This window comes from Billgrantia hypersalina (genome assembly GCF_052584175.1).
Map to the genome: position 1 here is coordinate 142,143 of NZ_JBMIQI010000018.1, position 16,648 is coordinate 158,790.

Here is a 16,648-nt window from a genome sequence, read left to right on the forward strand (position 1 = left end):
CCCGGTCGGCCGGCAACGGCCGACCGCCCGGCTCAGTGAGCCGGACGCTGGAAGGTCGGTGGTGTCTCGAACGTATGCAGGGGTGCGGGGCTCGGTACGCTCCACTCCAGGTCCTCGGAATAACCCCAGGCGTTGGCCGGCGCCTTCTTGCCACCGCGTACGCAGAGCACGATCACGGCAACGAACAGCAGCTGCGAGATGCCGAACAGGAAGGCTCCCAGCGATGACGCCAGGTTGAAGTCGGCAAACTGCAGCGCGTAGTCGGGAATGCGTCGCGGCATGCCGGCAAGCCCGGAGAAGTGCATGGGGAAGAAGGTCAGGTTGACGCCGATGACCGAGAGCCAGAAGTGCCACTGCGACAAGCGCTCGTTGGGATAGTGGCCGGTCCACTTGGGCAACCAGTAGTAGGCCCCGGCGAGGATGGCGAAGATTGCCCCCGGCACCAGCACGTAGTGGAAGTGGGCCACGACGAAGTAGGTGTCGTGATACTGGAAATCGGCCGGCGCGATGGCCAGCATGAGCCCGGAGAAACCGCCGATGGTGAACTGGATCACGAAGGCCAGGGAAAACAGCATGGGGGGCTCGAAGCTGATCGAGCCACGGAACATGGTCGCCACCCAGTTGAATACCTTCACCCCGGTGGGTACGGCGATCAGCATGGTGGCGTACATGAAGAACAGCTGTCCGACCAGCGGCATGCCCACCACGAACATATGGTGCCCCCAGACGAGGAACGACAGCACGGCAATGGCGGCCGTGGCGTAGACCATCGAGGCGTAGCCGAACAGGCGCTTGCGGGAGAAGGTCGGGATGATCGCCGAGACGATACCGAACGCTGGCAGGATCATGATGTAGACCTCGGGATGCCCGAAGAACCAGAACAGGTGCTGGAACAGCACCGGGTCGCCGCCTCCCGCCGCGCTGAAGAAGCTGGTGCCGAAGTTGATGTCCATCAGCATCATGGTGATCACCCCCGCGAGCACCGGCATCACGGCAATCAGCAGGAACGACGTGATCAGCCAGGTCCACACGAAAAGCGGCATGTCCATCAGGCGCATGCCCGGTGCGCGCATGTTGAGGATGGTGGCGATGATGTTGATCGCACCCAGAATCGAACTGATGCCCGCGATGTGCAGCGAGAGGATGAAGAAGGTCGTCGATGGCGGCGCATAGGTGGTCGACAGCGGCGCATAGAAGGTCCAGCCGAAGTTGGGGCCCCCACCCGGCATCAGCAGGGTGGAAAGCAGCAGGCCGAAGGCCACCGGCAGCAACCAGAAACTGAAGTTGTTGAGGCGCGGCAACGCCATGTCAGGCGCCCCGATCTGTAGCGGAATCATCCAGTTGGCCAGCCCGGTAAAGGCAGGCATGACCGCCGCGAAGACCATGATCAGGCCATGCATGGTGGTCATCTGGTTGAAGAATTCAGGGTTGACGAACTGCAGACCGGGCTGGAAGAGCTCGAGGCGTACCACCAGTGCGAAGATCCCGCCGATGAAGAACATCGTGAGCGAGAAGATCAGGTACAAGGAGCCGATCTCCTTGTGATTGGTGGTCAAGAGCCACCGCATGAGGCCCTTGGGCGGGGCCTCGTGGGCATGTCCATGCCCTGCTTCCGCGGCGGTGGTGCTCTGCTCGAGAGTCGGTTGAGGAGGTACCTTAGGGGCCATCGGAATACTCCAGTTTCATTATCTTGTAGTAACGCAGCATGTCAGGAGCATCACGGCGCCCAGGCGCCGTGATGGCAATCATCATTCTAGCCGCTCGGCTATCTCCGAGGGCTGCACTGCATCGCCGGTGTCGTTGCCCCAGGCGTTGCGGGTATAAGTGATGACCGCCGCCAGCTCGACCGGGTTGAGCGTATTGCGGAATGCGGGCATGGCACTGCCGGATACGCCGTTCATGACGGTATCGATGTGCCAGTCTGCATCCGAGATCAATTGCTCATTGCCGGCCAGCGCCGGGAATGCCGGTGGCGACCCTTCGCCCTCCGCCTGGTGGCAAGAGGCGCAGATGCTGCCGTAGATTCCCTCGCCCCGCTCCATGAGCTCGTCCATTTCCCACTCGCGGTCGACGCCCATGGCTTCTTCGGCTGCCGTTTCCTTACGCTCGGCCAGCCACTCGTCGAACTCCTCCTCTTCGACTGCGTGAACGACGACGGGCATGAACGCGTGGTCGATGCCACAGAGTTCGGTACATTGTCCGCGATAGATACCCGGCTCGTTGATTCGTACCCAGTTCTCGGTCACGAACCCCGGCATCGTGTCCTGCTTGACGGCGAGATCCGGCACCCACCAGGCGTGTATCACGTCATCCGAGGTGAAAAGAAAACGTACCTTGCGGTTGACCGGAAGCACCAGCGGCTCGTCGACTTCCAGCAAGTAGTTTTCTCCACGGTCCTCCTCGCCGCGTATCTGCGCCCGAGGCGTGGCCAGATTGGAATTGAAGGAGACGTCCTCTCCCAGGTATTCGTAGCGCCACCGCCACTGCTGCCCGGTGACCATGACGTCGAGATCGGCATCGGAAGGGTCGTAGATCTTCTGCAGCGTTGCCGTGGCGGGTATCGCCATGCCGACCAGGATCAGCAGGGGTATGGCCGTCCAGATGATCTCGATCGTGGTGTTTTCATGGAAATTGGCGGACTTGGCGCCCTTCGAGTGGCGAAAGCGAATCAGGGAATAGAACATGACCCCGAACACGACAACGCCGATGACGACACAGATCCAGAAGATGATCATGTGTAGCCCATAGATTTCGCCGCTGAGGTCCGTGACCCCGACAGGCATGTTCCAGCCTCTAGCCAGAGCCACCTGGCTCGAGCCGACAAGGGTCAAGCCCCCTGCCAACCAGACGAGCAGAGTGCGCATCGACGCCTCCCGATGTTTGTAGTTGTCCCGATAACGGCAGCCCCGTCTGTCAGGGTGCGGGGGTTCTCGTCCCGTAGAACATTAGCCGCTTCTTCATCGAGTATATGAATCCGCAATCAGAAAGTCACTGCTACCGAATTCGCCTTATGGCTAACGCACCAGTCAACGCAACCGCCGGTGCGATTCTCAACCGGCCGCCAGGAATGCTACCAGGGCGAGCAATCCGACCAGGATCAACGCCATGACGATTCCCGTCACGATGAAGGCGACAGGGTTCCCTTTCTCGAAATCCTCACGCCGCTGCTGGTCGCGCTGGACGCCGAAGAATGCCGCCAGCACCGACTTGATGACACTCCACATTGCTATGCTCCCGATGTATTCGGCCTTCAAGAGCATGCCACAAGCCGACCGTGACGGGAAAAGCGTCATGTCATGAAACTGCAGCAACAAATCATGACGAAGCGCAGCAAAATTCCCCGGAGCCTCACCACGCCTGGACTACAATCTTCGGATGACCTTTCTCATTTCATCGCCAGGCAGGCTTCGCGGCGCGACAGGAGTGCGACATGACCACCGCCAACTTCTCGACTCCCCTCTCCCATCCCGCCCTTGGGGCCTCGCTGCCGCTTGTTCAGTGGTGGTCGCAGCAATGCCTGCAGGGACTCACCCCGATGACGCGACTGCAGCTAGCCTGGATGGAGAGCATGACGGAAATGCTTCAGCAAGAGGCACGCTTCCTGGCCGCGCTTGCGGAAGCGGGCCAGCAGTTCGGTCATTGCTACGACAAGCATGGTGCCGACCCGGCCAGGATGAGGGAGTGCTACCAGGAAATCGCCCAGGAAGTCGCCGATCAGCATCTGCAACGGCTCAAGCAGGTGGCGAACCTGCCTCTGGAGTTGAAGCGGCGACTTTGGGAAGAGTTGTGATCGGCCCTGATACGGCACATGCCAACCCCGGTGGCCGCATCGAAGCGATTCAGAGGAAGCGAACGAAAAACCGCCACTCGGCATGACCCGTACGTGGCGGTTATTCTGAATCAGTGGTCGGAGCGACAGGATTCGAACCTGCGACCTCTGCAACCCCATTGCAGCGCGCTACCAAGCTGCGCCACGCTCCGACTTTTTTATCCGGCTGCACACCAAAAAATGATTGGCAACATCCGTACATTCCGGGTTGACCGGTCGTGCCTGGCGCCCCGAGAACGAGGCGTATACTAGCGCGTTCGGACCCAAATGAAAAGTCTCTTTTGTACTTTCCTTTCAGATGGTTGCCTTGTCACTACGCCACCCGAAGGCTGTCGACACGGCAACTGCCGAACCTGTCAGTGCCACAACTTTCCTCCCGACACTCGAATCGGCGCTATCTTTGACCTCTGCACCCATTTTCCTGACACAGAGGGAAGAGACGCATGTCACGTTTTTCTTTGGCTAACCGTGTCGCCATGGTCACAGGCTGCAACAAGGGGCTCGGTCAGGGTATTGCCGTGGGCTTGGCCGAGGCCGGTGCCGACATCATCGGGGTCAATCGTCGTGCCGCGGAGCAGACGCGCGAGCGCATCGAGTCGCTTGGCCGCCGCTACGTCAATCTTGAAGCGAGGCTTGGCCAAGACCGCGCGGATGCCATCGTCGCTCAGGCCGTCGAACGCATGGGGCACATCGATATCCTCGTCAACAACGCCGGCACCATCCGGCGTGCACCGGCGCTGGAGTTCTCCGAAGAGGACTGGGACGAGGTGATCGATGTCAATCTCAAGGCAGCCTTCTTCCTCAGCCAGCAGGTCGCTCGCCATCTGGTGGAACGCAAGGCCCCGGGGCGGATTATCAACGTCGCCTCGGTACTGTCGTTCCAGGGAGGGATCCGGGTTCCCTCCTATACCGCCAGCAAGAGCGGAATCCTGGGGCTTACGAGGCTGCTGGCCAACGAGTGGGCCGCCCACGGCATTACGGTCAACGCCATCGCCCCGGGCTATATGGCGACGGACAACACCCAGGCGCTGCGCGAGGACGAGACGCGCAGTGCCGAGATTCTCGGTCGCATTCCGGCGGGGCGCTGGGGAACGCCGGACGATCTGGCCGGTGCCGCGATTTTCCTCTGCTCCGATGCCGCCAGCTATGTCAATGGACACGCCCTGGCAGTGGATGGCGGCTGGCTTGCGCGTTGAGCGTCCAAGCAAGTTGCATTTCGTTGGGTCTGGGCCATACTCGGGATAATCGTCAGGCTAGTATCCTGTCATACCAGCAACCCTGCTCAGGACGGCCTTGCCAGCCCGACGCAGGCCCTTTCCCGCCCGTTGGATGGCCTTACGATCGAATAATCACAACAAGGAACTGCCATGCGATTGAGCGACAAGACGGCGCTGATTACAGCCGCGGGCCAGGGGATCGGCCGTGCCACCGCCCTTCGCTTCGCTGCCGAAGGAGCGCGAGTCATCGCCACCGATATCGACGAGGACAAGCTCGGCGACCTGACCACGACACCGGGCATCGAGGTTCGCCGCCTGGACGTGCTGGATGCCAGGGCCATCGAAGCCCTTGCCGCCGAACTCCCCCCGCTCGATGTGCTGTTCAACTGCGCCGGTCATGTGGCCAGCGGTTCGCTGCTCGACGGCAGTGAGAGCGACTGGGAACTCTCGTTGGCGCTGAACGTCACGGCCATGATGCGCCTGACCCGCGCCCTGCTGCCCGGCATGATCGCGCATGGTGGCGGCAGCATCATCAACATGGCTTCGGTGGCTTCCAGCCTCAAGGGCGTGCCCAATCGGTGCGCCTACGGCACCACGAAGGCTGCAGTGATCGGCCTCACCAAGTCCATCGCCGCCGATTACATCGGGCAGGGCGTCCGCTGCAATGCCATCTGCCCCGGCACCGTGGATTCCCCCTCGCTGCGCCAGCGCATTCGCGACCAGGCCCGCCAACAGGGGCGCTCCGAAGCCGAGGTGCACGCCGAATTCCTCACCCGCCAGCCCCTGGGCCGGCTGGGCACAGCAGAGGAAATCGCCGCCCTGGCCACCTACCTGGCCGCCGACGAGTCCGCCTACACCACCGGAACCGCCCAGGTGATCGACGGCGGCTGGCTGGTCTGATTTGAATCTGCGAAACGGATCCGAGAGAGGAGAAAACATGAAACTGCTGCGCTTCGGCCCCAAGGGCCACGAGAAACCCGGCCTGCTCGACGCCGACGGCACCATCCGCGATCTCTCGGCCCATATCGACGATCTCGATGGCCAGCGGCTGGGGCGCGCCAGCCTGTCACGGCTCGCCGATCTGGACCCCGCGCGGCTGCCTGAGGTCAGCGCCGACACCCGGCTCGGCCCCTGCGTGGGACGAGTGGGCAAGTTCATCTGCATCGGACTCAACTATTCCGACCATGCTGCCGAGACAGGTGCCGAGGTGCCCCCCGAGCCGGTGATCTTCAACAAATGGACCAGCGCCATCTGCGGCCCCAATGACGATGTCATCATTCCACGCGGCTCCCAAAAGACCGACTGGGAGGTCGAACTCGGCGTGGTAATCGGCAAGCAGGCCCGCTACGTGACCGAAGCGGAGGCCATGGAACATGTGGCCGGCTACTGTGTCGTCAACGATGTCTCCGAGCGAGAATTCCAGCTGGAGCGCAGCGGCACCTGGGACAAGGGCAAGGGGTGCGACACCTTCGGCCCGCTGGGCCCGTGGCTGGTGACACCGGACGAGATCGATGACCCGCACGCGCTCGACTTATGGCTGGAAGTAGATGGCCACCGCTACCAGGACGGCAACACACGTACCATGGTCTATCAAATACCCTACCTCATCAGTTACTTGAGCCGTTTCATGACGCTCGAACCCGGCGATGTCATCTCCACCGGCACCCCGCCGGGAGTGGGCATGGGCCAGAAGCCTCCGACCTACCTGCGCCCCGGGCAACAGATGCGCCTGGGCATCGAGGGTCTTGGCATCCAGACCCAGGGCGTGATTGCCGAGCCGGCCGGCCAACGCCATGCCTAAGCCCATCAACTCGGAGCCTCGACCATGACCGACACCATTGCCAGCGACCGCAGCCAACTCGATAGTTTGCGCGTTCACGCCGCCGATAATGTTCGCGTGGCCCTCAGGGATCTGCCCGCCGGCACCCGGGTCGTTGACGAAGGTGTCGAAATGCGCCTGGCAGAACCGATCCGACACAAGCACAAGTTCAGCCTGCGGGAGCTTGCGGTGGGCGACGCCGTGATCATGTACGGCGTCACCGTGGGACGCGCGACATGCCCCATTCGGCCGGGAGCGGCCATCACCGTCGATAACACCGAGCACAGCACCGCCTCGGCGGTACCCCAGGCCAGGCGCGGCGAATGGCGTGTCCCGGACGTTTCGGCCTTCTCCGACGCCACGTTCGAGGGCTACCACCGGCCCGACGGCAAGGTCGGCACGGCTAACGTCTGGCTGGTGGTGCCGCTGGTATTCTGCGAAAACCGCAACATCGAGGTGCTGCGCCAGTGTGTCGCCGATGCCCTTGGCGAAGACCCCTACCGCCATTACAAGCGCATGGCCCGCGAACTGCTGCACGGCGAGAGCGCCGGCGAAGGGGGAGCCGTGACCCACGAGCGGCTGTTCCCCAACGTCGACGGGGTACGCTTTCTCTCTCATACCCTGGGCTGCGGCGGAACCGACGACGATGCCCAGGCGCTCTGCCAACTGCTGGCGGGCTACATCTGTCACCCCAACGTGGCCGGTGCCACCGTACTCAGCCTCGGCTGTCAGAAGGCGCAGATCGACATGCTGAAGCACGCCGTCGCCGAGCGCGATCCCGGCGGGCTGCGCCCCGTCCATTACCTGGAGCAGCAGGCCAGCCGCAGCGAAGAAGGCCTGATACGCGAGGCCCTGACCACCATTTTCGACGGCCTGGCCATGGCCAACGGCGTAGCGCGTGCCCCCGCCCCACTCTCGGCCCTTTCGCTCGGCGTGGAATGCGGTGGTTCGGATGGCTTTTCGGGTCTTTCGGCCAACCCGTTGGTGGGCGCCGTGGTTGATCGCCTGGTGGCGCTGGGCGGTAGCGGCATTCTCAGCGAGTTTCCCGAGCTGTGCGGTGTCGAGCACGAACTGATGGCACGCTGCCGCGATGACGCCGTGGCCGAGCGCTTCCAGGCGCTGATGGAGGCCTATCAGCAGCATGCCGCTCGAGTGGGTGCCGACTTCTCCATGAACCCTTCCCCGGGGAACATCCGGGATGGACTGATCACCGATGCCATGAAATCCGCCGGTGCGGCCAAGAAGGGAGGTGACAGCCCCGTCGTCGACGTGCTCGACTACACCGAACCGCAGACGCAAGCCGGCTTGAACCTGCTCTGCACCCCGGGCAACGATGTCGAATCCACCACCGCGCTGGCCGGGTCGGGCGCCAACCTGATCCTGTTCACGACCGGGCTGGGCACGCCAACCGGCAATCCCGTCACACCGGTACTGAAAATATCGAGCAACAGCGAACTGGCGGCACGCATGGGTGACGTCATCGACTTCGACGCCGGCCCCATCATTCGCGGCGAGGCAGAAATCGACGCACTGGCCGATCGCCTGCTGAAGCTCTGCATCGACACCGCCTCCGGCCGCTACCGCCCGCATGCGGTGCGCCTGGCGCAGTATGATTTTATCCCGTGGAAGCGCGGCGTCTCCTTATAGAATAACGTGGCTCATCGCTTAATCTGCCAGGCGCTTCTTGAGCTTCATATAGGTCCCGTAATGACGGTCCAAGTGACGCCGCATAGCCGCTTCGGCGGCTTCGGGATCGCGGGACTCGATGGCCGCGACGATCTCCTCATGCGCGGCCAGCGCCGCCTTGTCCTCGTCCCTCTGCTGCAGAACCTGCGCGCGCCGGTCATCGAGCCACTCCGACAGCGCTACGTGAATGGCATCAAAGATGGGATTACGGCCAATGCTCGCCAGCACGCCGTGAAAGTCGTTGTCCGAGCGCTTGAAGCGCGCTTCGTCGCCCAGCGCAGCGCGGTTTTCCTGAAGCGCGTCGCGCAGTCGGGCGAGATCTTGGTCGCTGGCATGACGCGCCGCGTAGCGCGCCAGGGATAGCTCGAACAATGCCCGCGCCTCCTGGAAATACTGCTGGCCATCGGGCTTGGAGAGCAATTGCCGGGTCACTCCCGAAAGACGCGCCATGACCGACTCGGCGGTGGGCCGAATCACCCGGGCGCGGGTACCGCTGTTGATGGCAATCAGGCCAAGCTGTTGCAGATGGAACAGCGCTTCGCGCACCGCGGGGCGGCCGACGCCGAACTGCTCCATCAGTTCACGCTCCGAGGGCAACTGGTCGTTCTCGCTGAGCCTGCCTTCGAGGATCTCCGCCTCGAGCTGCTCTGCCACCTGCTCCGAGAGCGTCTTTCGCTCGACCCGATATCTGCTCATAGGCTGAGGACTCCTGGTAAATGCGCCAAATCCTGCCAGTCTACCGTATTTATCGGCGCTGGCCGGTTCAGTGCACCCGCTCGAGCGGTGCGACGCCGAGCTGCTTGGCGAGCTCGCAATAGGCCGCCTGGTTGGCGCTATCCAGGGGAATGCCCTCCACGTCACGGCGGCTTTGACAGGCCCACTCGCGATCGCCCGGGGCCATCACGGTAGCATTCTCGCGCCCCGGCTGGCCGCGCAAGTCGGCGAGGTAGTCGCGCATCCGTTCGGGATAGGGATCGCCCGGGGCAAAGGCATCGGGCCTGAGGGCGAGGAAAAAATGTCCGACACCGCGTGGCGTCGCCATGTCGGGCCCGCCCATGGGCAGCAGCCGAAAACCATTGACCATGCCCGCCAGCGTCGAGCTGAGCACCTCAACCATCCCTCCCAGGCCGGCCCCCTTGAAGCCGAAGTCTCCCCCGCCCAAGGGCAGCAGCGCCGCCACCTTCGCAGGCGTACGGGTCACCCTACCCTCGCGGTCGGCCGCAACCTGGTCAGGCAGCTCGCGTCCGATGGCGCCGAACTGCTGAACCCGGTTCCAGGGAATCGAGCTGGTGGCCATGTCGAGCAGGTAGGGCAACCCGCCGGATACCGGTGCGGAAAAGGCAATGGGGTTGGTCCCATGAAACGGCCGGCTACCGCCATGCAACAGTACGAACGGGTCGGAGTTGCAGAATGCCAGCCCGACCAGACCGCGCTCGGCAGCCGCCAGGGCATAGCAGCCCGCCGCTCCGAAGTGGGAGGAATGCCCCACGGCCACGGCCCCCACGCCAACCTCCTGCGCCATCTCCACGGCATGCGTCATGGCGGTATAGCCGGCCAGGTGACCGAAGCCGTTGTCGGCATCGAGGTAGCCGGTCGCCGGCAGGCGGCGCTCGAAGCGCATCTCGGGGGCCCCCGTAATACGCCCCCCCTGCAGCGCCCGTATGTAATGCGGCAACAGGCGCAGCCCGTGGCTGTCGGTACCCATTCTCGAGGCAGTCACCAGCGCCCGAGTCACGGCATGAGCCGAGGCAGCATCGGCCCCGGCACGGGCCAGGGCATCCCGCATGAAGCGTTCCAGCTCGTCCCGCTGCACCCTGAATTCCGCCTGGGGTTCGCTCATCGTTCTCATCCTTCGTCGGCTCAGCGATAGACCAGCGTGGGCAGCCACATCGAGATGGCCGGCACGAAAGTCACCAGCAGCAGAGCGATCACCAGCGGTACCAGGAACGGCAGCGTGCCGCGCATGCACTGCTCGAACGAGATGTTCGACACCCGTGACAGCACGTAGAGCACCATGCCCACCGGCGGCGTCAACAGGCCGATCATCAGGTTGAGCACCATGATCACGCCGAAGTGCACCGGATCGACGCCGGCATTCACGGCCAGGGGCAGCAGCACGGGCACCAGGATAGTGATTGCGGCAATGGTTTCCATGAAGCAACCGACCACGATCAGCACCAGGTTGATCAACAGCAGGATGGCGATGGGGTTGTCCGAGAACGGCCCCAGCAGCTCCATGACATGCCGGGTGACCTGGTTGCTGGTCAGGATCCAGGCGAAGATCGACGCGGCAGCGACGATCAGCAGAATCACGGCGGTGGTCTCGATGGTTTCCATGCTGACCTTGAGCAGACGCCGCCAGGTCAGGATGCGATAGACCACGGTGCCGAGTAGCAGCGCGTAGACCACGGCGGCAATGGCCGATTCGGTCGGCGTGAAGGCCCCCGTGATAATGCCGCCGACGATGATCACCGGCGTCAGCAGCGACAGGAAGGCGCGCTTGAACGTCAGCCACACCAGCCCCGGCGAGAACGAGGCATCGCGGGGATAGCCGCGCCGCCGCGCAAGAATGGCGATCATGATCATCAGGCTTGCGCCCATCAGCAACCCCGGGATGAGGCCGGCGGCGAACAGCTGGCCCACCGAGGCGCCAGCCATCACGCCATAGATCACCATGGGCAGGCTGGGCGGGATAATCGGCCCGATGGTGGAGGACGCCGCCGTGATACCCACGGCGAACTCCTTGTCGTACCCCGCATCCCGCATCGCCTTGATCTCGATGGTTCCGAGTCCACCGGCATCGGCTACCGCGGCCCCCGACATGCCGGAGAACACGATACTGGCACCGACATTGACGTGACCGAGACCGCCCCGCATCCACCCCATCAGCGCCCGGGCGAAATCGAAGATGCGTGTGGTGATACCGCCATGGTTCATCAGGTTCCCGGCCAGAATGAAGAACGGGATCGCCAGCAGCGGAAAACTGTCGATGCCGTTGATCATGCGGTGCGCGACCACGATATCGGGCACCCGGCCGGTCAGGTAGACATAAAGCAGGCAGGAGCCCGCCAGGCTCACGGCGATGGGAAATCCCATCACCAGCAAGGTGAACATCGTGGCGAAGAGGAAAGTCAGGTAATAGCCCATGATGGCCATCAGTACGCAGAAGGCGATCGCCAGGGCGGCGACCAGCGGCGGCACGACCGATCCCTTGCGCCGTGTGACCGATACCTCAGGCATGGCGAGCCCTCCGGTGAATTGTCATTGTCGTCATCATCGATCCTTGGCCGTGGTCAGCTCGCTCTCGCCTTCTCGCCAGTGTCGGATCGTCACCTGGATCGAGCGCACCAGCATCAGCAGGAAGCCGACCATCACGACGTAGTAGATGACGTGCTTGGGCACGTCGATCGAGACCATCATGGCGTTGGTCTTGGCCGCCAGACCGTAGCTGATCCACACGCCAGCGGCGTAGAACACGGTGCGGCCGATATCCACCAGCATCGACATCGCCCGACCGGCCGTGCCCGGCATGTAGCGGTAGAAGAATTCCACGGCGATGTGGGAGTTCTTGCGCGCCGCCATGGCGCTGCCCAGAAAGCCCACCATGATCAGCAGGTAGCGGGCGATCTCCTCGGTCCAGCCCACCGAGCTGCCCATGACATAGCGACTGAAGAATTGCAGGAACACCACGAAGGCCAGCACCCAGAAAAGGGCCAGGGTAGGCCAGTCTTCCCAGCCATACGCCTTGAAGTCGAAATCGTCTTCCTCGACGGGGTCGATGCTGGCAGCCTCGGGCGGCAGGATATCGTGCGCCATTGTTGCCCTCCCAGGTGCCGCCCCGTCATCGGAGCGGCACGCCTCGAACGGTTATTGGCCGATTTCCTGCAGCCGGTCGTAGGTTTCCTGATCCCAGGTGGCGTCGTCTCCGTTGTGCTCGGGCATGACCGCCTCGCGGAACGGCTCGCGGTCGACCTCGTTGACCGTCACGCCCTGCTCCTCGAACCAGGCCACCAGTTCCTGTTCCTGCTGCTGGATGTCCTCGGTGATGTTCTTGCTGGCCTCCATGAAGACGTCGCGGAAGACCTCCTGATCCTCTTCTGAGAGGCGATCCCATAGCGGTCCGCCGATGATGGTGATCAGCGAGTCGGTGATATGCCCGGTCAGGTTGATGTAGTCCTGAACCTCATAGAACGCCTTGGCACGAATGGTCGGCAATGGGTTTTCCTGGGCATCCACAACACCCTGTTGCAAGGCCAGGTAAACCTCATCGAAGGCGATCGGTGACGGATTGGCCCCCACCGCCTCGGGGAACATCATGTACATCGGTGCATTGGGCGTACGAATCTTGAGATTCTGCATGTCCTCGGGCGTCTCGATGGGCTTGTTCGAGGTCACATGGCGCTCGCCGTAGTAGTTGAGTGCCACCGGCACGTTGCCGGTCGCGTCCTGATAGCCTTGGGATATTTCCTGGAACAGGTCGCTCTCGGCATAGGCTTGCCAGTGATCGAAGTCGCGGAACATGTAGGGAGCGCCGGCTATGCCGATCGGCCCATAGGAACGCCCGGCAAATTGATTCCCGGTGTAGATGATATCCACGGTGCCCAGCGTCAGGCCCTCATTGATATCCTCCTCCTTGCCCAGCGACGAGGCGGGATGCACCTCGATGGTATAGCGCCCATCGGTACGCTGTTCGATCTCGTCGGCGGCCCACAAGGCCCATTCGTGATAGGGCTCCGAGGTTTCGTAGACGTGGGCGAAGGTGAGCGACTCGGCGGCTGCGGCGCCTGCGGCGCTCATCCCCGCCATCAGCAGCGTGGTCGACAGCCAACGATTCCACTGGCGGTTGCTCTGCTTGACCATCTTGTTGTTCTCCTTGTGAGTGAAGCGGTGCGCTGACGGTCATCGCCGTCACAGCTGATGGGTTCTTGTATACGTGTCATACCATCATATGAAAAACTAGCCGCTGGTTACGCAAGCCGCAACCGAGCGATCAAGCTCTCGACGAATGTCTAATACCTTCGACCAGCCTGACCAGCAGTTCCTCCGGGCCGAAGCCCCCCGCCTTGGTCATTACCGGTCGCCTGGCGTCGCCGTTGACGTTGCCCAACGGCACACCGGAGACCCACTCCCCCTTCAGGTCGATGAAATCGGCGTGGAGTCGCTCCAGCACGGCCAGGGCAATGTCGCCTCCCGAAAGGAACAACAGGGTGTCATGCGCTTCTCCACCCGCGGCGGCGACCGCCGCGGCCATGCCTGCGGCCACCGCTTCGGCACTCGGCGTCTCGCCTGCCGATACGCCGGGCACGATGACGCGCATGCGCTGCTCGGCATCGTCGTGGCCCGTGCCGAAGACCGGTAGCCAGGGAATGTCGGGAAACGCCTCTCGCAGCCGTTCGAGCTGGCGGCGGGCGCGGGGAGCCCGTGACCCCACCGCCAACAGCAGACGCGACGGCTCGGGCAGTGACAGTGGCCGCGGCGTAGCCGCCCGGTCTTGTGCCGCCGCCAGACGATGGGCCAGCGCCCGGGTCAGGCCTGCTGCACAGACCGGCAGCCACTCGCGGGCGGCCTCGAGGAGCTGATCGGCCATACGCGCCAATGCCGCATCATCCGAGGCGTCGGCAACGCAGTCTGTTGTCGGCAGCAAGGGCGCTGCCCCATGCCGGCAAGCGTCGGGATCGTAGCGCTCCAGTGCGATACCTTCGGCCTCGAAGGCGCTGTCCAGCGGCCCCGCCAAGGCCGGCGATAGGGCATCACGTGCATAGGCGGTGGCCGAAAGGGGCTCACCGTCGACCCACACTTCGGCTCCGCGCACCAGGCGCCCCTGGCTCGGCACCGCGGGGCATACCAGCAGGCGGCGCGGCTCGCCGAGGCGCCGCAAGGCCACGCTTTCGTCCACCACCTGGCCGCGCAGCGTCGAGTCGATCTTCTTGATCAGCAGCTTCGGCCGGTGCTCGAGGAGCCGTTCCGCCGCCTGTGCCGCGCGCCGGGCGGCCCCTGCCCTGTCGAGATGTCGGGAACCGGTATTGACCGCCACCACCTGAGGGATTCGCCGACTCGTTGAAAGGGCGGCATCGAGCCCCTCCAGCGTGACCGCCACGCGTGTCGCCATGCCGTGTTGGGCAAAAGGCGCCGCAGCGTCCAGCGCCCCGCTCAGGTCGTCGGCGACGATGACCACTTCGCAGGCCTGGCTCACGCCGCTTCCCACTGCGCGGCCAGACGCTGTGCGTAGGCGATGGCTGCCCCCATGTTGGTGGCATCGGCACGCCCCTGCCAGGCTATGTCGAAGGCCGTGCCATGATCCACCGAGGTGCGCATGATCGGCAGCCCCAGGCTCACGTTGACCGTGGTATCGAAGGCAATCAGCTTTACCGGGATGTGCCCCTGGTCGTGGTACTGCGCCACCACCAGGTCGAACTCGCCGCGCGAGGCGCGATAGAAGACCGTATCGGCGGAGATCGGTCCCTGAACGTCGAAGCCGCGTTGGCGCAGCGCACGTACGGCAGGCGCGATGATCCGCTCGTCCTCGTCACCGAAGATCCCCCCTTCGCCGCAGTGGGGGTTGAGCCCGGCCACGGCGATGCGCGGCACCGCCAGCCCCATGGCAATCAGGTGGTCGTGGCCCACCTCCACGGTCGCGGCGATGCGCTCCTCGGTCACCCGCTCGATCGCCCCGCGCAACGACACGTGGGTGGAGACGTGCAATGTGGAAAGCGTCTCGGACGCCAGCAGCATGAACGAGGAAGGCGCCTGGGTAAGGGCCGCCAACATGCCGGTGTGCCCGTCGTAGTGGTGCCCGGCAGCGTGCAGCGCCGCCTTGTTGAGCGGCGCGGTGACGATCACTTTCGCCCGCCCGGCCTGCACCAGCGCCACCGCTCGCTCGACGCAGCGAAACGCCAGGTCGCCGCCACCGGCGCTGATGCGGCCATCGGCTATCGTCTCGCCTTCGGGCACGTTGACCTCGGACACGGCCACTCGCCCATCGCCGGGCCGGGTTTCGTCCAGTGCCGTAAATTCGAGCGCTTCGTCGATCAGGGTCGAAGCGCGTCGGAATATCGCAGCATCGCCGATGAGCAGCACGCGGTCCCGCTCTTCGGGCGTCATGGCGGCAACGGCACGGCAGATGATTTCCGGGCCGATACCGGCCGGATCGCCCATGGTGATGGCGAGGTCGTAAGCGTGGCGGGCAGCCTCGTCCTGCGCTGGCGTCTGCTTCATGGCATCAACTGGCCACCGTTGACCTCGACGATCTGTCCGGTCACGTAGCCGCTCATGCTGTCGGTGCCCAGGAACACATAAGCCCCCACACACTCCTCGGCCACGCCAGTACGCCCCATGGGAATGGAAGCGGAAACCGCCGCCAGCTGCTCCTCGGTGGAGTGGCGCACGTGGAAGTCGGTGGCTATAACGCCCGGCGCCACGGCATTGACGCGGACGTTGTCGCCCATCAACTCCTTGGCCAGATTACGGGTCAGCGTGGTGACGAAGCCCTTGGCCGACGCATAGAGGCCGGCACCCGGCCCGCCCCCGTTACGCGCCGCGATCGAGCCGGTATTGATGATGTTGCCCCTGCCGGCACGCCGGAAGTGTGGCAGCGCCGCCTGGGACACCATCACCACCGAGCGGGCGTTGAGATCCATCACGCGGTCGTAGTGAGCATCGTCGATCTCGCCCAGCGCGACCCGGCCCAGCATGTCCCCGGCGTTATTGATCAACAGGTCCAGCCCGCCCAACTGATCGGCAGCCTCGTCGACGACGCGCCTCGCCTCCGCGGATCGGCTCACGTCACCGTTGACGACCACGGCCTCGCCGCCTGACGCCCGGATATCCGCCGCCACCGCCTCGGCCTTGTCGGCACTGGCGTGGTAATGCACCGCGACCCGTGCGCCCAGGGCACCCACCTGACGTGCCACGGCCGCCCCGATGCCACGGCTGGCCCCGGTAATCAGCACACGCTTGCCTTTCCACTCCTCGAGCATTGCTGGTATCTCCCCAGTATTGGTTACGTGTCGTTCATGTCGAAGCGGCTGCCGGTCGACCGGCCTGCCACCTTGCGCTAGAGTGACAATGACTTGGCATACCTGTCATACAACACGACAC

16 protein-coding genes and 1 tRNA gene are annotated in these 16,648 nt (G+C 63.9%); 5 read left to right on the forward strand and 12 right to left on the reverse strand.

What is annotated here, in order from left to right:
* Positions 1–32: 32 nt before the first annotated feature.
* The 3 genes from ctaD to ACOJCM_RS15380 form a co-directional block, all read right to left on the reverse strand.
* Complete coding sequence (gene ctaD / locus ACOJCM_RS15370) at positions 33–1,667, reverse strand: cytochrome c oxidase subunit I (protein WP_445212944.1); 1,635 nt, start codon at positions 1,665–1,667, stop codon at positions 33–35.
* An 81-nt stretch (positions 1,668–1,748) separates the two neighbouring features.
* On the reverse strand, positions 1,749–2,864 hold the full coding sequence (coxB, locus tag ACOJCM_RS15375) for a cytochrome c oxidase subunit II (RefSeq protein ID WP_445212945.1): 1,116 nt from the start codon (positions 2,862–2,864) through the stop codon (positions 1,749–1,751).
* Between the two features lie 186 nt (positions 2,865–3,050).
* Entirely contained in the window at positions 3,051–3,224 is a 174-nt protein-coding gene (locus tag ACOJCM_RS15380; protein WP_445212946.1) for a DUF2970 domain-containing protein, read from the reverse strand.
* Between the two features lie 206 nt (positions 3,225–3,430).
* On the opposite strand from ACOJCM_RS15380, the gene ACOJCM_RS15385 reads away from it, so the two are divergent.
* Positions 3,431–3,790, forward strand: a complete 360-nt coding sequence (locus ACOJCM_RS15385; RefSeq protein ID WP_445212947.1) for a hypothetical protein — start codon at positions 3,431–3,433, stop codon at positions 3,788–3,790.
* 114 nt (positions 3,791–3,904) lie between these two features.
* On the opposite strand, the gene ACOJCM_RS15390 is transcribed toward ACOJCM_RS15385, so the two are convergent.
* A tRNA-Pro gene (locus ACOJCM_RS15390) sits at positions 3,905–3,981 on the reverse strand.
* A gap of 291 nt (positions 3,982–4,272) precedes the next feature.
* Between ACOJCM_RS15390 and kduD the strand changes: the two genes are divergently transcribed.
* From kduD to ACOJCM_RS15410, 4 genes are all read left to right on the forward strand, one after another.
* Positions 4,273–5,025 (forward strand): 2-dehydro-3-deoxy-D-gluconate 5-dehydrogenase KduD, encoded by a 753-nt coding sequence (gene kduD, locus ACOJCM_RS15395; protein WP_445212948.1) that lies wholly within the window; start codon positions 4,273–4,275, stop codon positions 5,023–5,025.
* A gap of 171 nt (positions 5,026–5,196) precedes the next feature.
* Complete coding sequence (locus ACOJCM_RS15400) at positions 5,197–5,946, forward strand: SDR family oxidoreductase (RefSeq protein WP_445212949.1); 750 nt, start codon at positions 5,197–5,199, stop codon at positions 5,944–5,946.
* A gap of 37 nt (positions 5,947–5,983) precedes the next feature.
* Entirely contained in the window at positions 5,984–6,847 is an 864-nt protein-coding gene (locus tag ACOJCM_RS15405; protein ID WP_445212950.1) for a fumarylacetoacetate hydrolase family protein, read from the forward strand.
* A gap of 24 nt (positions 6,848–6,871) precedes the next feature.
* The gene (locus ACOJCM_RS15410; RefSeq protein WP_445212951.1) at positions 6,872–8,512 is read left to right on the forward strand and encodes a UxaA family hydrolase; all 1,641 of its coding nucleotides are present in this window, start codon (positions 6,872–6,874) and stop codon (positions 8,510–8,512) included.
* Between the two features lie 18 nt (positions 8,513–8,530).
* Here ACOJCM_RS15410 and nanR read toward each other — a convergent pair whose 3' ends face one another.
* From nanR to ACOJCM_RS15450, 8 genes are all read right to left on the reverse strand, one after another.
* A complete protein-coding gene (gene nanR, locus ACOJCM_RS15415) occupies positions 8,531–9,247 on the reverse strand; it encodes a transcriptional regulator NanR (RefSeq protein WP_445212952.1) in 717 nt (238 codons plus the stop codon).
* Positions 9,248–9,314: 67 nt separating this feature from the next.
* Positions 9,315–10,391, reverse strand: a complete 1,077-nt coding sequence (locus tag ACOJCM_RS15420) for an Ldh family oxidoreductase (RefSeq protein ID WP_445212953.1) — start codon at positions 10,389–10,391, stop codon at positions 9,315–9,317.
* A 20-nt stretch (positions 10,392–10,411) separates the two neighbouring features.
* Positions 10,412–11,791: a TRAP transporter large permease gene (locus ACOJCM_RS15425; protein WP_445212954.1), complete on the reverse strand. Its 1,380-nt coding sequence runs from the start codon at positions 11,789–11,791 to the stop codon at positions 10,412–10,414.
* A 33-nt stretch (positions 11,792–11,824) separates the two neighbouring features.
* The gene (locus ACOJCM_RS15430; protein ID WP_445212955.1) at positions 11,825–12,367 is read right to left on the reverse strand and encodes a TRAP transporter small permease; all 543 of its coding nucleotides are present in this window, start codon (positions 12,365–12,367) and stop codon (positions 11,825–11,827) included.
* A 51-nt stretch (positions 12,368–12,418) separates the two neighbouring features.
* A complete protein-coding gene (locus ACOJCM_RS15435; RefSeq protein WP_445212956.1) occupies positions 12,419–13,411 on the reverse strand; it encodes a sialic acid TRAP transporter substrate-binding protein SiaP in 993 nt (330 codons plus the stop codon).
* Between the two features lie 130 nt (positions 13,412–13,541).
* Complete coding sequence (locus ACOJCM_RS15440) at positions 13,542–14,744, reverse strand: four-carbon acid sugar kinase family protein (RefSeq protein ID WP_445212957.1); 1,203 nt, start codon at positions 14,742–14,744, stop codon at positions 13,542–13,544.
* Complete coding sequence (pdxA, locus tag ACOJCM_RS15445) at positions 14,741–15,766, reverse strand: 4-hydroxythreonine-4-phosphate dehydrogenase PdxA (protein WP_445212958.1); 1,026 nt, start codon at positions 15,764–15,766, stop codon at positions 14,741–14,743. The genes ACOJCM_RS15440 and pdxA overlap by 4 nt, the downstream gene beginning before the upstream one ends.
* Positions 15,763–16,527 (reverse strand): SDR family NAD(P)-dependent oxidoreductase, encoded by a 765-nt coding sequence (locus ACOJCM_RS15450; RefSeq protein ID WP_445212959.1) that lies wholly within the window; start codon positions 16,525–16,527, stop codon positions 15,763–15,765. The genes pdxA and ACOJCM_RS15450 overlap by 4 nt, the downstream gene beginning before the upstream one ends.
* Positions 16,528–16,648: the final 121 nt, after the last annotated feature.

Excerpts from the sequence above, each read along its gene's own strand:
- ctaD (WP_445212944.1), bottom strand. The coding sequence starts at position 1,667 with ATGGCCCCTAAGGTACCTCCTCAACCGACTCTCGAGCAGAGCACCACC.
- coxB (WP_445212945.1), bottom strand. The coding sequence starts at position 2,864 with ATGCGCACTCTGCTCGTCTGGTTGGCAGGGGGCTTGACCCTTGTCGGC.
- ACOJCM_RS15380 (WP_445212946.1), bottom strand. The coding sequence starts at position 3,224 with ATGTGGAGTGTCATCAAGTCGGTGCTGGCGGCATTCTTCGGCGTCCAG.
- ACOJCM_RS15385 (WP_445212947.1), top strand. The coding sequence starts at position 3,431 with ATGACCACCGCCAACTTCTCGACTCCCCTCTCCCATCCCGCCCTTGGG.
- kduD (WP_445212948.1), top strand. The coding sequence starts at position 4,273 with ATGTCACGTTTTTCTTTGGCTAACCGTGTCGCCATGGTCACAGGCTGC.
- ACOJCM_RS15400 (WP_445212949.1), top strand. The coding sequence starts at position 5,197 with ATGCGATTGAGCGACAAGACGGCGCTGATTACAGCCGCGGGCCAGGGG.
- ACOJCM_RS15405 (WP_445212950.1), top strand. The coding sequence starts at position 5,984 with ATGAAACTGCTGCGCTTCGGCCCCAAGGGCCACGAGAAACCCGGCCTG.
- ACOJCM_RS15410 (WP_445212951.1), top strand. The coding sequence starts at position 6,872 with ATGACCGACACCATTGCCAGCGACCGCAGCCAACTCGATAGTTTGCGC.
- nanR (WP_445212952.1), bottom strand. The coding sequence starts at position 9,247 with ATGAGCAGATATCGGGTCGAGCGAAAGACGCTCTCGGAGCAGGTGGCA.
- ACOJCM_RS15420 (WP_445212953.1), bottom strand. The coding sequence starts at position 10,391 with ATGAGCGAACCCCAGGCGGAATTCAGGGTGCAGCGGGACGAGCTGGAA.
- ACOJCM_RS15425 (WP_445212954.1), bottom strand. The coding sequence starts at position 11,791 with ATGCCTGAGGTATCGGTCACACGGCGCAAGGGATCGGTCGTGCCGCCG.
- ACOJCM_RS15430 (WP_445212955.1), bottom strand. The coding sequence starts at position 12,367 with ATGGCGCACGATATCCTGCCGCCCGAGGCTGCCAGCATCGACCCCGTC.
- ACOJCM_RS15435 (WP_445212956.1), bottom strand. The coding sequence starts at position 13,411 with ATGGTCAAGCAGAGCAACCGCCAGTGGAATCGTTGGCTGTCGACCACG.
- pdxA (WP_445212958.1), bottom strand. The coding sequence starts at position 15,766 with ATGAAGCAGACGCCAGCGCAGGACGAGGCTGCCCGCCACGCTTACGAC.
- ACOJCM_RS15450 (WP_445212959.1), bottom strand. The coding sequence starts at position 16,527 with ATGCTCGAGGAGTGGAAAGGCAAGCGTGTGCTGATTACCGGGGCCAGC.